This is a genomic window from Variovorax sp. PBS-H4 (assembly GCF_901827205.1).
Lineage (GTDB): Bacteria > Pseudomonadota > Gammaproteobacteria > Burkholderiales > Burkholderiaceae_C > Variovorax.
The window spans coordinates 1,318,865-1,334,015 of record NZ_LR594675.1; the positions used below are offsets into that span (position 1 = coordinate 1,318,865).

Genomic DNA, 15,151 nt, shown 5'->3' on the forward strand with positions numbered 1-15,151 from the left:
GTTCCAGTCCGGACGGTGCCGGATCAGGCCATTTGTTGTTCGGGCGAAAGAAGGGTCTGCGACAGCTGCAGCGAGGCGAGCGCGGCCTGCAGGTCGGCTTCGAAGGCTTCGACGCCTGCACCGATGAGGCTCAGCGGAATGCCCAGGGCCCACGCAGCGGCGACGGCGGCCAGCAGGCTTTCGAGGTCGACGCCGGCATGGGTGGCGCGCCAGATGGTGAGGCGTCCCAGTCCGGGCAGGAATGATTCGCTGCTGCCGTTGGCCAGCACCACCCGGTCTTGTCGCACCAGCACGGCCTTGCCGCCGGCCTGCTGGTGCTTGAGCAGCGCCTCGGCCTGCGGATCGGCCGAATACAGGATCACGGCGCCGTCGCACAGCGGCGCCAGGCCGGCAACGCGCATGTCCGCCGCGTTGAGCACGGCCGTGCCTTCGGGCAGGACCACGTCGACCTGGGTGCGCAGCACCTTGACCATCTGGTCGCTGTCGGCGATGTCGAACTCGGCCAGCTTCTCGGCGCCCTCGAGGTCGGTCACGATGCCGACTTCGCAGCGGTCGTAGGCCAGGCCGTCGCGCAGGATGGTGCCCGCGCCGTTCTCGATCACCACGGCCTGGACCGCGCGGTTCATCAGCAGGCGGCGGCCGGCGTCGAAGTTGGCGCTGTCGCGCGCATCGACGCGTCGGCGCTCGAGGAACAAGCCGTCGCCGCAAGCCAGGCCGGTGTGGCGGCCGCCCAGGCTCACCAGCCAGCCGACCAGGCGCGCCAGCACCGCGGTGCCGCGCGAGCCGGCCACGCCCACCACGGGGATGCGGCCGGGCGCTTCGTCGGGAAAGAGGTGGTCGCAGATCGCGCGGCCCACCGGCCGTGGCGAGCCCACGGCGGGCTTCAGGTGCATCAGCAGGCCGGGGCCTGCGTTGACCTCGACGATGGCGCCGCCCTGCGCCGCCAGGGGGCGCGCGATGTCTTGAGCCACCAGGTCGACGCCGGCGATGTCCAGGCCCACCACCCGCGCAGCCAGCACGGCGGCATGCGCGACTTCGGGATGAACCTGGTCGGTGCAGTCGATCGCCATGTTGCCGTTGCGCTGGATGGTAATGACCCGGCCGGCCGCGGGCACGGCAGCCGCGTCCAGGCCCTGGCGCTTGAGCTCGAGCTGCAGCTTGAGGTCGGTTCGGACATCCAGCACATCGAGCGGGAATTCTTCCTCGGCGCCTCGCCGCGGGTCGCTGTTGAGCTGGCTGTCGATCAGCTGGGCGACGCTGGCCTGGCCGTCGGCCGTCACGGTGATGATCTCGCCGCGGGCGGCGGCGACGACCTGGCCGCCCACCACCAGCAGACGGTGCTCATGGCCGCGGATGAAGCGCTCGACCATCACGTCGCTGCCCTCCGGCTCGGCAACGGCGAAGGCGGCTTCGACCTCCTCGCGCGTGTTCAGCTCCAGCGAGACGCCGCGGCCATGGTTGGCATCGGAAGGCTTGACCACGACCGGCAGGCCGATGTCCTCGGCGGCTTCCCAGGCCTCCTGGGCGCTGGCGACCACCTGGCCTTCGGGCACCGGCACGCCGCAGCCGGACAGCAGCGTCTTGGTGAGCTCCTTGTCGCTGGCGATGGATTCGCCGATCGCGCTGGTGTAGTCGGTTTCCGCGGTCCAGATGCGCTGCTGATTGGCGCCGTAGCCGAGCTGCACCAGGTTGCCGCTGTTCAGGCGCATGTGCGGGATGCCGCGGTCGGCGGCGGCGCTGACGATGCAGGCCGTGCTCGGGCCGAGGTAGCAGTCCTCGACCTTGGCCTTGACGGCGTCGACCGCGTGCTGCACGTCGGCAGCATCGAAGGGGGCGTCGTTGATGGTCGCCATCAGCAGGCGGTGGCCCTCGGCCAGTGCGACGCGGGCGACCTGTTCGTCGCGCGCCCGGAACACCATCCGGTAGACGCCGTGCTGCGAGGTGCTGCGGGTCTGGCCGAAGCCGGTGGGCATGCCGGCCAGGTTGAGCAGCTCGATCACCACGTGTTCGAGCACGTGGCCGGCCCAGGTGCCTTCGGTGAGGCGCTGGATGAAGCCGCCGCGCTCGCCGACACCGCAGTGGTGTTCGACAAGCGCCGGGAGCAGGCCGGTCAGGCGCTCGGTGAAGCCTTCGATCCGGTTGGAGGGGTAGTCCTCCAGCGCGCCGAGGTCGAGCCAGACTTCCAGCACGGGCCGGTAGGTCCAGAGGTTCGGACCCCGCAGGTAGTTGACACGCAGGAGGCGGATGTCGTCGAAACGGGTCATGCAAACGTTCGTTGTGCTTTGGCCGAGCACTGCGGCGCCTTCAAGCGCGCCCATGGCCATCGGTCAGAATCGGCGCCCGGCAAGCGCCATGAAGCGGCCCCCGGCGGGCCAGACACATAGAAACACAATGCAACATCACGATCCAGTCGGCACCCCGAGGGGCGAAGAGGAGGGGGCTTCAGAAGGTCTGAAAAGCCGGCTCAGAGCTGCGGAAAACGTGCTGGCGACGGTCCCGGTTGACCTCGATGGCGAACTTCGGTTTGCTTCCGGCCTGCTCGCCCTGACCGATCGGCGCCTGCTTGCCCGCGATGCGCAGGGGGTCTGGGCCGAATGGCCGCTGGCGCACCAGGGGCTCGATTTGCTGCTGGCCGACCATGCCGGCGTCGGCACCCTGGACCTCCTGGACGGGCAGAGCCGGCTGGCGCGGTGGCGTTACACCTTGGCACACCAGGGGTCTGCACTTCGCTTGCAGAAGCTCCTCGGCCAGCAGGCTGCCGGTGTCGCGCCGGCGACAGAGGCCGAGGTCGAAGACGCGCCGCTGGCCGAGCCCGAGCTGCAGACACCGCCTTCCACCTGGGTGCTGCTGCGCCTGGGCCGTTTCGCCCGGCCCTACCGCAAGCAGCTGATCGCCGGTTTCCTGCTGACCCTGGCTTCGACGGCGGCCACGCTGGTGCCGCCGTACCTGACGATCCCGCTGATGGACGACATCCTGATCCCGTTCCAGAACGGACAGCAGATCGCCGTCGAGAAGGTCGCGCTGTTCCTGAGCCTCCTGTTGCTCGCCGCGCTCACGGGCTGGGCACTGGGTTGGGCCCGGACCTACCTGCTCGCGCTGGTCTCGGAGCGGATCGGCGCCGACCTGCGCACCACCACCTACGAACACCTGCTGACCTTGCCGCTCGATTACTTTGGCGGCAAGCGCACTGGCGACCTGATGGCGCGCATCGGCTCGGAAACCGACCGCATCAACGTCTTCCTGTCGCTGCATGCGCTCGATTTCCTGACCGACGTGCTGATGATCGCGATGACCGCCGTCATTCTCGTCTCCATCAACCCGCTGCTGGCGGTCGTCACGCTGGTGCCGCTGCCCTTCATCGCGTGGATGATCCACGTAGTGCGCGACCGGCTTCGCACCGGCTTCGAGAAGATCGACCGCGTCTGGAGCGAGGTGACCAACGTGCTGGCCGACACCATCCCTGGCATCCGCGTGGTCAAGGCCTTCGCGCAGGAGAAGCGCGAGGCCGACCGCTTCCGTGCTGCCAACCTCTACAACCTGCAGGTCAACGACAAGCTCAACAAGACCTGGTCGCTGTTCACCCCCAGCGTGTCGCTGCTGACCGAGATCGGCCTGTTGGTGGTGTGGGGCTTCGGGATCTGGCAGGTTGCGCGGGGCCGCATCACGGTGGGTGTGCTGACCGCCTTCATCGCCTACATCGGGCGCTTCTACACGCGGCTCGATTCGATGAGCCGCATCGTCTCGGTCACGCAGAAGGCGGCCGCCGGCGCCAAGCGTATCTTCGACATCCTCGACCATGTGAGCAACGTGCCCGAACCGGCCGAGCCGGTGAAGATCGAGCGCGTGCAGGGGCGCATCCAGATGCGCGGCGTGGGTTTTCGCTACGGCAGCCGTGCGGTGATCCGCGACCTTGACCTCGTGATCGAGCCGGGCGAGATGATCGGCCTGGTGGGCCACAGCGGCTCCGGCAAGAGCACGCTGGTGAACCTGATCTGCCGTTTCTACGACGTGACGGACGGCGCCATCCTGGTCGACGGTACCGACATCCGGCGCTTCGCGGTGGCCGACTACCGGCGCCATGTCGGGCTGGTGCTGCAGGAGCCCTTTCTGTTCTTCGGCACCATTGCCCAGAACATCGCCTACGGCAAGCCCGAGGCGACGCGCGACGAGATCGTGGCCGCCGCGCGCGCTGCGCATGCGCACGACTTCATCCTGCGCCTCCCCCATGGCTACGACTCGCTGGTGGGCGAGCGCGGGCAGGGACTGTCGGGCGGGGAGCGCCAGCGCATCAGCATCGCGCGGGCGCTGCTGATCGATCCGCGCGTCCTGATCCTCGACGAGGCCACATCGGCGGTAGACACCGAGACCGAAAAAGAGATCCAGAAGGCCCTGGACAACCTGGTGCAGGGCCGCACCACCATTGCGATTGCGCACCGGCTCTCGACCCTGCGCAAGGCCGACCGGCTGGTCGTCATGGACCGCGGCGAGATCGTGGAGGTCGGGCCGCATGATGAGCTGATGGAAAAGGAGGGCGCCTATTGGCGGCTCTACCAGGCGCAGTTGCGACAGGCCGACGACGAGAGCCCCGGTTCCGCGGACGAACGGGCCGGCGCCACGCTGGCATTCGCAGGGCACGCGGCGCATCCGGCGGGAGACGCATGATGAGCGCGAGTTTCAAGCTGGAACGCAATGCCTTCGGCCACCTGGTGCTGATCGAGGCCGAAGGTGTCCGTCACGTGGGCGTGGTGCCGGTGCGCGCCTTTCCGTTGAGCGCGCCGGACGAGGGCCTGTCGCTGGTCGGCAGCGAAGGCCGCGAGTTGCTGTGGATCGACCGGCTCGCCGACCTGCCCGAGCCCGCCCGCGCGCTGCTCGCCGAAGACCTCGCCGCCCGCGACTTTGCGCCCACGCTGCTGAAGCTGCACAAGGTGTCGACTTTCGGCGTGCCGAGCACGTGGACCGTGAGCACCGACCGCGGCGACGTCCAGTTCGTGCTCAAGGCCGAGGAAGACATCCGCCGGCTGGATGGCGGCGCACTGCTGATCGCAAGCGCGCATGGGTTGCAGTTCCGCATTCCGGATGTGAAGGCGCTGGACCGGGCTTCGCGCAAGCTGCTGGAACGCTTCCTGTAGGCCAGGGAAGATCATGTGGGGTGAAAAATGCCCGTGAGCAGAGCTGGCGGCGTTCAATGCATCATTGAAGACGGATCGTCCAGTCAGCACGCAACTCACGCCATGCACACCACCGCACTCGTCCTCTTCTCCGGCGGCCAGGATTCCACCACCTGCCTGGCCGAGGCGCTCTGCAAATACGAGCGCGTCGAGACCATCGGCTTCGACTACGGGCAGCGCCACATCGTCGAGCTCGATGCGCGCCGTACCGTGCTCGCGCACCTTCGTGAGCGCTTCCCGTATTGGGCGCCGAGGCTGGGCGAGGACCACCTGGTGAATGTCGACGTGCTGGGCCGGATCAGCGAGTCCTCCCTGACGCAGGACATCGCCTTCGAGATGCAGGCCAGCGGCCTGCCGAACACCTTCGTGCCGGGGCGCAACCTGCTGTTCCTCACGCTGGCCGGCGCGCTGGCCTACCGGCGCGGGCTGGAGGTGATCGTCACCGGCGTCTGCGAGACCGACTTTTCGGGCTACCCCGACTGCCGCGACGACACCATGAAGGCGATGCAGCTCGCGCTGTCCCTGGGCATGGACCGGCGCTTCGTGATCGAGACGCCGCTGATGTGGATCGACAAGGCCGCGACCTGGGCTATGGCACACCGGCTGGGCGGGCGGCCGCTCGTCGACCTGATCGTCGAGGACACCCACACCTGTTACCTGGGCGACCGCGGCCAGCGCCAGGCCTGGGGCTATGGCTGCGGCCACTGCCCGGCCTGCGAGCTGCGCGCCCGAGGCTGGGAACGCTACGCCGCCTCCAGCCGGTAGCGCGCGCCCGTGCCTTCAGCTTGGGGCACCAGGGTCCAGCGCTTGTCGTGGAAGGCTGCGGCCGAGGCGCGATGCGCGATCGACACCATGGCTCCGCCTGCCGCGCGCACGCCTTCCGCCAAACGTCCGTAGAGCGTCTCCTCGGCCTGTGCATCGAGCGCGCTGGTTGCCTCGTCGGCGAACAGCCAGGCCGGTTTCTTGAGCAGCACGCGCGCGATCGCCAGCCGCTGCTGCTCGCCGCCGGAGAGCTTCTGGCTCCAGGCATCGACGTCGTCGAGCCGGGAGGCGAGCCCCGGCAGCAATGCGTCTTCCAGGGCCAGCTTCAGCTGCGCATCGCTGTAGTCACCCGCCGGCTGCGGATAGGCCAGCGCGTCGCGCAGCTTGCCGTCAGGCACATAGGGCCGCTGCGGAATGAACATGGCGTTTTCGGGCATGGACACCTTGCCGCGCGCGAACGGCCAGATGCCGGCGAAGGAACGGAACAGCGTCGACTTGCCGCTGCCCGAGGGCCCCTGCAGCAGCACGTGCTCGCCCGGCTTGACGCTGAGGGCGGTCTTCGCAAGCAGCGGCGTGCCGTTGGGCAGTGCGATGTCGAGGTCGTGGACGTTCAGCGAGCTTGCGCTGTCGCGCACCATCGCGCCATCGGGCTTCGCATGGGCGCGCATGGCGTCATCGAAGCTGGTGAGGCGGTCGGCCGTCGCGCGCCACACGGCGACACGGTCGTAGTTGTCGATGAACCAGCTCAGCTGCGTCTGCACCTTGTCGAAGGCCGTCACGATCTGCATCAGCTGGCCCAGCGGAAAGGCGCCGCCAAAGAATCGCGGCGCGGCGATGATGAAGGGGAACACCGCGGCTGCCTGGCCGAAGGAGAGCGTGAACGACACCAGGTTCTTCTGCTGCCGGATCAGCGTCAGGTAGTTGCGCAGCACGGCGCCGAAGCGCTTCTCCAGCTGTGCATGCTCGACGTGCTCGCCGCGGTCCAGCGCGATCGCCTCGCTGTACTCGCGCACCCGCACCAGGTGGTGGCGGAAATCGGCCTCGAAGCGCTGCTGCCTGAAATTGGTGCCGATCAGCGGCCGGCCGATGTAATGGGTGACGACCGTGCCGATCACGCAGTAGGCGATGGCAAGCCAGACCATCGAGCCCGCGACTTCGTAGGTGCTGCCGCCTACCTTGAAGTCGACCACGCCGCTCAGGCCCCAGAGAATGCCGATGAAGCTCACCAGCGTGACCACCGCGTTGAGCAGCCCCATCGACAGCGTGACCGTGTAGTCGGTGAACAGTTGCAGGTCTTCCTGGATGCGCTGGTCGGGGTTGTCGGGCGATTGGTTGTCGTCGCTCCCCGCGTAGCGCGCGAGCTCGAGCCGGTAAAAGGTGCGGTCGGCGATCCAGCGTGTGAGATAGCTGCGGGTCATCCACGCGCGCCAGCGGATCTGCAGCAGTTGGGTCAGGTAGAACTTGAGAATGCCGATCGTGATGGCGCCGAAGGCGATCCAGCAGAAGAAGCCCAGCTCGCGCCAGAACACGGCCTGGTCGCGATTCTCGAGCGCGTTGTAGAAACGGCCGAACCACTGGTTGTTGAGCACCGCCATGTAGACCGTGCCGAGGTTGAGCAGGATGATCGTGAGGAGCAGGCCGCGCGCCTTCCATCGGTCTTCCGAACGGAAGTAGGGCGCGGCAAGCGCCCCGATGCGGCGCAGCGTGGCGAGCATGCTCGTGGAGCGGACGGGATCGTTCATGGGCGTGGGCTCGGGTTGGCGGCTGGAAGCAGCGCCTTCGAGCCATCGTAGCGCCAGTGCCGGCCGCTCTCTTAAGCGGTTCTGAAACGCCGCGTGCCGGCCGGTCAGTGCGGATTGCTGATGCCGCTCGACACATGCCCAGCAGGGACATGGCGCGCCGCTGCGTCGACGTGGCCGGTCTGGTCGTCGAAGAAGAAGTCGGGCTCGAATTCGCGCAGGAACTCGCCCTTGGACAAGCCACCGAGGAACATGGCTTCGTCGACGCGGATGTTCCAGTCCATCAGCGTCTGGATGGCGCGCTTATGGGCTGGGGCACCGCGCGCCGTCACAAGGGCCGTACGGATCCGCATCCCGGTGCTCGAGGCCTGCTGCAGCCGGTGCAAGGCGACGAGGAAGGGCTTGAAGGGACCGGCCCCGAGCGGAACCGCGGCCTTGCTGGTCTCGTGCGCCTGGAAGGCATCCAGGCCTTCCGCCTGGAACACTCTTTCTGCCTCGTCGGAGAAGAGGACGGCGTCGCCGTCGAACGCGATGCGCACTTCGTCCGGGTGCAGGGCACTGGCCAGCGCGCCGTCGACCCGGACATGCGCGGCGGGGAAGCCTGCCGCGAGCGCCTCGCGCACATCCGATGCATTGGCAGACAGGAAGATGTCTGCATTGAGCGGCCGGAGGTAGCGGTAAGGCGGCCGACCCTGCGTGAACACACCTCGCTGCACGCGCAGTTCCGCGGCAGCGCCGGAGTTGAAGATGCGCATGCCGGAGACCGGGTCGTTGCGCGAGAGGATCACGACCTCGACGCGCTGGATGCCGTCGTCGTTGAAGCGCAGCAGCTTGCGGATCATCGAGTACGCAATGCCGGGCGCCGCGGGCACGTCCAGGCGCTCGAGCTGCAAGCGCATGTAGGCGTCGGGGTCGCCGGCATCGAAGAGGCGGTTCTCTTCTTCGAGGTTGAACAGGGCGCGAGACGAGATCGCGACCACCAGCTTGTCGTCCAGGGAGACCGGCATCGTCGACTACTTGACGAACTGGTTGAGCTGGATGATCGGCATGAGCACCGCCAGCACGATCAGCATGACCACTGCGCCCATCGCGACGATCAGCAGCGGCTCGAGGATCGTGGCCAGGTGCATGGCGCGGCGCTGCACCTCGGCGCCCAGCTGCGTGGCCGCGCGCTGCAGCATCAGGGGCAGGGTGCCCGTCTGCTCGCCGAGCCGGGCGAACATCGAGACGATGCCGGGAAAGCGCTTCTTCTGCGCCAGCGCAGAGGCCAGCGGCGCGCCTTCGCGCACCAGCACCAATGCGTCGAGCGCATCGGCACGCATGGCGCGGTTGCCCAGGGTCTCGGAGGCGGCCTGCAGCGCCCGCAAGATGGGCACGCCGGCCGTGGCCAGCATCGCCAGGGTGCTGGCGAAGCGCGCCGCGTTGTAGCCACGCGAAAGGCGGCCCACCAGTGGCAGCTCGAGCCAGGCGGCATCGAAGCGCTCGCGGAAGGCGGCGCGGGCCAGCGCCATGCGCGCGCCGATCGCCACGAGGACAATCGCGCCGAGCATCAGCCAGCCGTAGTTGCGCACGAAGTCGCTGAGCGCCAGCATGATCACCGTGAGGATCGGCAGGGCGCGCTTGGTGCCCGCGAAGACATTGGCCACTTGCGGGACCACGTAGCTGACCAGGAAGACCACGATCACGATCGCGACCAGCGTCACGATGGCGGGGTAGAGCGCCGCGCCGACGAGCTTCTGCTGCAGGGCCTGGCGCTGCTCCAGGTCGTCGGCCAGCCGCTCGAGCACCAGCCCCAGGTTGCCGGTCTGCTCGCCGGCACTGATCACCGCGGTATAGATGGGCGAAAACTCGCGCGGGTGCTGCGACAGCGTGCGGCCGAATGGAGAGCCTGCGTTGACGTCGGCCCGCAGCGATGCAACCAGGTTTCGCTGCTCCTCGGTCTCGGCCTCGTCGGTCAGTGCGGTCAGCGCGCGTTCGAGCGGCAGGCCCGAAGACACCAGCCCCGCCAGCTGCCGGGTCCAGACCGCCAGGGTGGTTGAATTGAAGATGCGCCTGCCGCCCAGCAGGCGGCGCCAGCCGCCCGAGGCGGGCGCGCCCCCTTCGGCGCTGCCGACCACTGTCACCGACAGCGGGATCAGGGCCTGCGCGCGCAAGACGCCGCGAGCGCTGCGCGCGGTGTCGGCTTCGAGCACGCCCTTGCGGGGCTGCCCCTGTTGGTCTATGGCTTCGAATGAGTAGGCGGGCATGGGGACTGGCGGCAAAATGCGCGAGTCCGCATTGTCGACGTTTGGCGCTGCCTTTTCGTCACACGGCCTTCACAACATCGATTCGAGGAGTCTTCATGCCGCTTCGTACTTCAGCACTTGCCGTTGCCGCGCTGCTGGGCGCGCTGTCGCTGCCTGCCATGGCGCAGGACCGCACGGCCTACAACGGCTTTCTCTGCTGCAACCTGCGCACCGACGGGAGCTGGATCAGCGACAGCAATTACGCCGAAAGCGGCAAGCGCATCATCCCCGTCGGCACGCCGGCCCAGGTGACCGGCTACGGCCGCCAGCGCGTCAACGTGCTGATCGATGGCAAGAAGCAGGACATCGGCAACGACTACAGCCGCGACCTGGACCTGGGCGCCTTCGCCAGGCGCTATGTGGTCACCGAAGACCCGGCTCCCCGTATCGCGGGCTTTCCGCCCAAGATCCGCGAGGCCATCAAGTCGGCCCGCGTGACCAAGGGCATGACGCGTGAACAGGTCGCCATGGCCGTGGGCTACCCGATCAGCAGCGAGAACCCGAACCTCGACGCGCCGGTCTGGCGCATGTGGCTGGGCAGCTTCAGCGAGTTCCAGGTGCTGTTCGACAACGCCGGCCGCGTCCGCGCGGTCGAGACCGACCCGCAGACGCGCAATCTGGTTGTGCTGGAGTAAGGGCGGCGATGCGGGATCAGTCCCGCGTCACCCGCAGCAACTCGGCCCGCGATGTCACGCCGGTCTTGACCAGCCGCTCCCCGTCCTCGCGCATCGAGCGCAGCCCGCCGCGCTCGGCCGCTACGAAGAGCTGGCTTTCCGGCGCGCGGTTGTGCACCAGCGAGCGGATCGTGTCGTCCGCCACCAGCAGCTCGAAGATGCCTGTGCGGCCCTGGTAGCCGGTCTGGCCGCAGGCCTCGCAGCCCACGGGCCCGGCCTCGTCGCCGGCCGCGGTGGGCACGGCGCACACCGGGCAGAGGCGGCGCACCAGCCGTTGCGCAAGGACGCCCAGCAGCGACGAGCTCAGCAGAAATGGTTCCACCCCCATGTCGGTCAGCCGCGTCACGGCGCTGACCGAATCGTTGGTGTGCAGCGTGGCCAGTACCAGGTGGCCGGTGAGCGAGGCCTGGATCGCGATCTGCGCGGTCTCGAAGTCGCGGATCTCGCCGATCATGATGACGTCCGGGTCCTGCCGCAGGATGGCACGCAGGGCCTTGGCGAAGGTGAGGTCGATCTTGGCGTTGACCTGCGTCTGGCCGACGCCGGGCAGCTCGTACTCGATCGGGTCTTCGACCGTCATGATGTTGCTGTGGGCGGAGTCGAGGCGGCCAAGCGCAGCGTACAGGGTGGTGGTCTTGCCCGAGCCGGTCGGCCCGGTGACCAGGATGATGCCGTGCGGCTGGTTGATCAGGTGCAGGAAGCGCGCGAGCGTGTCGCCTTGCATGCCCACTGATTCCAGCGTGAGCTTGCTCTCGGACTTGTCGAGCAGGCGCAGCACGGCGCGCTCGCCGTGCGCGGATGGCAAGGTCGACACGCGCACGTCGACGGCGCGGGTTCCGATGCGCAGGCTGATGCGCCCGTCCTGCGGCAGCCGCTTCTCGGCAATGTCGAGGTCGGCCATGATCTTCAGGCGCGAGATCAGCGCTGCGTGGAGCGCGCGGTTGGGCTGCACCACCTCGCGCAGCGTGCCGTCGATGCGGAAACGCACGGACGATGTCCGCTCGTAGGGCTCGATGTGGATGTCGCTGGCACCGTCGCGCGCCGCCTGCGTGAGCAGGGCGTTGAGCATGCGGATGATGGGCGCGTCGCCAGCGCTTTCCAGCAAGTCTTCGACCGCAGGCAGCTCCTGCATCATGCGCGACAGGTCGGCGTCGCTCTGCACCTCGCTGACCACCGCGGCGGCGTTCGACTCGCCTTTTGCATACGCGGCCGAGATGCGTTGAGCCAGCTCGACGGGTGTCAGCGGCTCGAACGCCTTGACCGGGTACTTGCGCACCACTTCACTGAGTGCGCTCTTGGGCGGCGTCTGCGGCATCCAGAGCGTGAGGGCGCCGTCGTCGGATTCCTCCAGCAGCAATTGCTGGGTGCGCGCGAAGGCATAGGGCAGGGGGTAGCGCACGGTGTGGGCCTCCTCAGGGCAGTTCGCGCGCTGTCGACGGGTCGGCCGTGGGAGGCAGTGCGCCCTTGAGCGGCCCGCCAGGCGGGAGCGGCACATGCTGCGGCGGCATTGGCGGCGGAATCAGCTGGGTGCCTTCGATGCGGCGCGAGGGATCGCCTTGCCGAACGGCCGGCAGCGGCGGCAGGATCGACGATTCGCGCACTGCGTTGAGCATCGGGTTGTCGGTCGATGGCTGTTGCGCCTGCTGCAGGGCGCGCAGCGCGTCGTAGCGGTCGGCGGTGATCGCGTCGCCCGAGAGCTGGTCGCGCACGACGGTGGGCCGCAGGAACACCATCAGGTTGGTCTTCTTGCGGCTGCGCACCTCGCTCTTGAACAGGTTGCCGAGCACCGGCACGTCGCCCAGGCCGGGCACCTTTTCCTGGGAGTTCGAGTACTCGTCGGACAAAAGACCGCCCAGCACGATGATGTTGCCGTCGTCCACCAGCACGTTCGACTCGATCGAGCGCTTGGTGGTGGTGGGGCCGTTGATGTTGTTGACGGTGGACGCGACCACGCTGGAGACCTCCTGGAAGATCTGCATCTTGACCGTGCCCGTTTCGCTGATCTGCGGCCGCACCCGCAGCGTCAGGCCCACGTCCTTGCGCTCGATGGTCTGGAACGGGTTGACGGTGTTGGTGCTGCTGCCGGTGTTGGTGTACTGGCCGGTGACGAAGGGCACGTTCTGGCCGACCACGATCTTGGCCTCTTCGTTGTCCAGCGTCAGCAGGTTCGGGGTCGACAGCACGTTGCCTTCGCCGTTGCTGGACAGGAAGCGCGCCAGGAAGCCCAGCACGTATTGCCCGTTCTCGCCATAGCGATGGCCGATGCCGAAGTTGAAGCCGCTGGAAGGACGCACCGCGGCATTGCCGGTCGCCAGGCCGACTGCCAAGTCGATGATGTTGGCGCCGCCGAGGCTGGAGTTGGTGCCGATGACGCCGACGTTGCGATCGCCACTGCCGCCGATGCCGCTTTGCCACTGGATGCCGAACTCGGCCGCCTTGTCTGCGTTGACCTCGACGATCAGGCTTTCGATCAGCACCTGCGCACGGCGGCTGTCGAGCCGGTCGATCACGGCGCGCAACTGCCGGTAAAGCGGCTCGGGCGCGCTGATGATCAGTGAGTTGGTGGCCGGATCGGCCTGGATCTGCCCGCCGGTGGAGACCGGCGCGGTGGTGCTGACCGGCGTGGTGGCGGCGCTCAGGCCGCCTCCCGCGCTGGCCATCTGGTTGAGCTGCTGCTGCGGTTGCTGCTGGGCCCCCGCCGTGACGGCGCTGGCGCCCCCCGTGCCCTGGGCGCCCGCCGTGCCGGCCTGTGCGCTCGTCAGCGCGGCGCGCAGCGTGGTGGCGATCCGCACGGCGTCGGCGTTCTTCAGGTAGACCACGTAGATGTTGCCGGCCGCGCCATTGCCGGAGTCGATGGGCGCACGGTCGAGGCGGTCGATCAGCGTCCGGATGAGCTGCGAGCGTGCCGGGTTGGCGGCGCGCATGATGATCGCGTTGCTGCGCGGCTCGGCCAGCAGGGTGGTGCGGAAGGACGCATCGGTGGTGCCCGGCGCGGCCCCAGGCTGACCCGGAGCCGTGGCGGAGCCGCCCTCCGCCAAGCGCGTGAGCACCGGCACCAAGTCGGTGGCCACGGAGTGCTTGAGCGGAATGACCTCCACGTCGGAGGCGTTGGGCACATCCAGCGCCGCGATGATGCGCGCCAGCCGACGCATGTTCTCGGCGTAATCGGTGATCACCAGCGAGTTGTTGCCCGGGTTCACGTTGATCGTGTTGTTGGGCGCAATCAGCGGGCGCAGCACCGGCAGCAGATTGTTGGCCGCCTCGTAATTGAGCTTGAAGACCTGGGTGACGATCTGGTTGCCGGAGAGGCTGGCCGTGGCGGACGTCGAGGTCGTGACCGCGTTACTCTGCAGCTTGGCGTCGGCTTCGGGCACCACCTTGTAAAGCCCTTCGGACTGCACGACGGCGAAGCCCTGCAGGCGCAGCGCCGCCGCGAACTGGTTGAAGGCGGCAGCGGGCGAGATGGGGCGATCGGTCTGCAGGTTGATCGTGCCCTTGACGCGCGGGTCGACCACCACGTCGCGTCCGGTCACGACCGCCATGGTGCGCGCCACCGATTCGATCTCGGCGTTGGTGAAGTTTAGCGTGATGGGTTCGCCGCGGCGCGGCGGCGGTGCGCTTTCCTGCGCGAAGGCGACCGGCATGCAGGCGGCAGCCAGCAGGTGCACCGCGAGGGCGACGGTGCACAGGCGCATGGCGCTGAGAGATGGTGGTTTCATGGTCAACCCAGGGTGATGATCGAGCGCGCGCCCTCGCGTCGCCCGATGATGTTCAACAAGTTCGACAGCGCGTCCTCGCGCCCCGGCGCGGCGCTGGCCTCGCCGTCGAAGCGCAAAGCCCGGCCGTTCCAGCGGCCGCTGCCATTGAGCTGGAGACTGCCCTCTCGCGTGGTCAGCAGCAAGGTCGGGAAGGGCCCGCCTTCGAGCGTGAGGTGGTAGCTGCCCATCGGCTTGAGGGTCGATAGGCTGGAGGAGATGTCCATGGCGTCGAGGGTGGCGCGCCCCGCGAGCCTGAGCTGTTGGCCGCTCCACTGCATCACGAAGGCCTGCATCGACACATCGAGCACGCCTTCGGGCTTGAGCGTGTTCCAGGGCGCACCGAAGCCGCTGAGCAGCGCGGCCGGCCACCGGGAGCGGCCGTCCGCCCAGGCCAGCTGCAGCCCGCTGGGTCGGGGCTGGGCCCTGAACTGCAGCGGCTGCGGCGCGCAGCACGGGATCTGCAGGGTCGCTGCCACGCCATCCCAGCGCGGCCGAAGCGTCCACGCGACGGTGCCGGGCAGGGAGATTGCTTCGACACCGCCCGTGCCGCTGGCGAACACCACGCCGCCGGTGCCGTTCCAGATCGTGCCGCGGGCATTGACGAGCTGCAGGTGGCCGCCGCTCCAGCGCGCCAGGCCGGCGGCTAGCCAGCGCGCTGGCGCGTAGAGCGAGAGCGCCAGCAGCGCACCGAGCAGCACGCCGAGCACCGCCCAGCCACCGCCGGTGGCGGCGCTGCGTGCGGAGGAGGTGCGTCGGGTCGCCATT

The 15,151-nt window shown here is 68.4% G+C and carries 11 protein-coding genes; 4 read left to right on the top strand and 7 right to left on the bottom strand.

The features are described from left to right. Positions 1 to 23: 23 nt before the first annotated feature. Positions 24 to 2,264 carry a cyanophycin synthetase gene (locus E5CHR_RS06195; protein WP_443083063.1) on the bottom strand — a complete coding sequence of 747 codons (2,241 nt, stop codon included), beginning with the start codon at positions 2,262 to 2,264 and terminating at the stop codon, positions 24 to 26. Between the two features lie 127 nt (positions 2,265 to 2,391). Between E5CHR_RS06195 and E5CHR_RS06200 the strand changes: the two genes are divergently transcribed. The 3 genes from E5CHR_RS06200 to queC all read left to right on the top strand — a co-directional run bounded on the left by E5CHR_RS06200 (position 2,392) and on the right by queC (position 5,933). After that, positions 2,392 to 4,662 carry a cyanophycin metabolism-associated ABC transporter gene (locus tag E5CHR_RS06200; protein ID WP_162578877.1) on the top strand — a complete coding sequence of 757 codons (2,271 nt, stop codon included), beginning with the start codon at positions 2,392 to 2,394 and terminating at the stop codon, positions 4,660 to 4,662. After that, a complete protein-coding gene (locus E5CHR_RS06205) occupies positions 4,662 to 5,129 on the top strand; it encodes a cyanophycin metabolism-associated DUF1854 family protein (protein WP_443083064.1) in 468 nt (155 codons plus the stop codon). Before E5CHR_RS06200 ends, E5CHR_RS06205 begins: the two co-directional genes overlap by 1 nt. 102 nt (positions 5,130 to 5,231) lie before the next feature. Next, the gene (gene queC / locus E5CHR_RS06210; RefSeq protein ID WP_162578879.1) at positions 5,232 to 5,933 is read left to right on the top strand and encodes a 7-cyano-7-deazaguanine synthase QueC; all 702 of its coding nucleotides are present in this window, start codon (positions 5,232 to 5,234) and stop codon (positions 5,931 to 5,933) included. Here queC and E5CHR_RS06215 read toward each other — a convergent pair. From E5CHR_RS06215 to gspF, 3 genes are all read right to left on the bottom strand, one after another. Further along, positions 5,912 to 7,672 carry an ABC transporter ATP-binding protein/permease gene (locus E5CHR_RS06215; protein WP_162578880.1) on the bottom strand — a complete coding sequence of 587 codons (1,761 nt, stop codon included), beginning with the start codon at positions 7,670 to 7,672 and terminating at the stop codon, positions 5,912 to 5,914. The two genes, queC and E5CHR_RS06215, sit on opposite strands and share 22 nt — an antisense overlap. 104 nt (positions 7,673 to 7,776) lie before the next feature. Further along, positions 7,777 to 8,676, bottom strand: a complete 900-nt coding sequence (locus tag E5CHR_RS06220; RefSeq protein ID WP_162578881.1) for a 5'-nucleotidase — start codon at positions 8,674 to 8,676, stop codon at positions 7,777 to 7,779. Positions 8,677 to 8,682: 6 nt separating this feature from the next. Continuing rightward, the gene (gspF, locus tag E5CHR_RS06225; protein ID WP_162578882.1) at positions 8,683 to 9,915 is read right to left on the bottom strand and encodes a type II secretion system inner membrane protein GspF; all 1,233 of its coding nucleotides are present in this window, start codon (positions 9,913 to 9,915) and stop codon (positions 8,683 to 8,685) included. A 95-nt stretch (positions 9,916 to 10,010) separates the two neighbouring features. On the opposite strand from gspF, the gene E5CHR_RS06230 reads away from it, so the two are divergent. After that, entirely contained in the window at positions 10,011 to 10,589 is a 579-nt protein-coding gene (locus E5CHR_RS06230) for a hypothetical protein (RefSeq protein ID WP_162578883.1), read from the top strand. A 16-nt stretch (positions 10,590 to 10,605) separates the two neighbouring features. Here the strand turns inward: E5CHR_RS06230 and gspE are convergent, their stop codons facing one another. Genes gspE through gspN form a run of 3 tightly spaced genes read right to left on the bottom strand, consistent with a single transcriptional unit; the run spans position 10,606 to position 15,150 of the window. Then, positions 10,606 to 12,027 (bottom strand): type II secretion system ATPase GspE, encoded by a 1,422-nt coding sequence (gene gspE, locus E5CHR_RS06235; RefSeq protein ID WP_162578884.1) that lies wholly within the window; start codon positions 12,025 to 12,027, stop codon positions 10,606 to 10,608. A 13-nt stretch (positions 12,028 to 12,040) separates the two neighbouring features. Next, complete coding sequence (gene gspD / locus E5CHR_RS06240; protein ID WP_232061981.1) at positions 12,041 to 14,347, bottom strand: type II secretion system secretin GspD; 2,307 nt, start codon at positions 14,345 to 14,347, stop codon at positions 12,041 to 12,043. Positions 14,348 to 14,349: 2 nt separating this feature from the next. Next, on the bottom strand, positions 14,350 to 15,150 hold the full coding sequence (gene gspN / locus E5CHR_RS06245; protein ID WP_162578885.1) for a type II secretion system protein N: 801 nt from the start codon (positions 15,148 to 15,150) through the stop codon (positions 14,350 to 14,352). Position 15,151: the final 1 nt, after the last annotated feature.

What these genes read in the sequence shown, in the direction of transcription:
- E5CHR_RS06195 (WP_443083063.1), bottom strand. Translation starts at nt 2,264, where the DNA reads ATGACCCGTTTCGACGACATCCGCCTCCTGCGTGTCAACTACCTGCGG.
- E5CHR_RS06200 (WP_162578877.1), top strand. Translation starts at nt 2,392, where the DNA reads ATGCAACATCACGATCCAGTCGGCACCCCGAGGGGCGAAGAGGAGGGG.
- E5CHR_RS06205 (WP_443083064.1), top strand. Translation starts at nt 4,662, where the DNA reads ATGAGCGCGAGTTTCAAGCTGGAACGCAATGCCTTCGGCCACCTGGTG.
- queC (WP_162578879.1), top strand. Translation starts at nt 5,232, where the DNA reads ATGCACACCACCGCACTCGTCCTCTTCTCCGGCGGCCAGGATTCCACC.
- E5CHR_RS06215 (WP_162578880.1), bottom strand. Translation starts at nt 7,672, where the DNA reads ATGAACGATCCCGTCCGCTCCACGAGCATGCTCGCCACGCTGCGCCGC.
- E5CHR_RS06220 (WP_162578881.1), bottom strand. Translation starts at nt 8,676, where the DNA reads ATGCCGGTCTCCCTGGACGACAAGCTGGTGGTCGCGATCTCGTCTCGC.
- gspF (WP_162578882.1), bottom strand. Translation starts at nt 9,915, where the DNA reads ATGCCCGCCTACTCATTCGAAGCCATAGACCAACAGGGGCAGCCCCGC.
- E5CHR_RS06230 (WP_162578883.1), top strand. Translation starts at nt 10,011, where the DNA reads ATGCCGCTTCGTACTTCAGCACTTGCCGTTGCCGCGCTGCTGGGCGCG.
- gspD (WP_232061981.1), bottom strand. Translation starts at nt 14,347, where the DNA reads ATGAAACCACCATCTCTCAGCGCCATGCGCCTGTGCACCGTCGCCCTC.
- gspN (WP_162578885.1), bottom strand. Translation starts at nt 15,150, where the DNA reads ATGGCGACCCGACGCACCTCCTCCGCACGCAGCGCCGCCACCGGCGGT.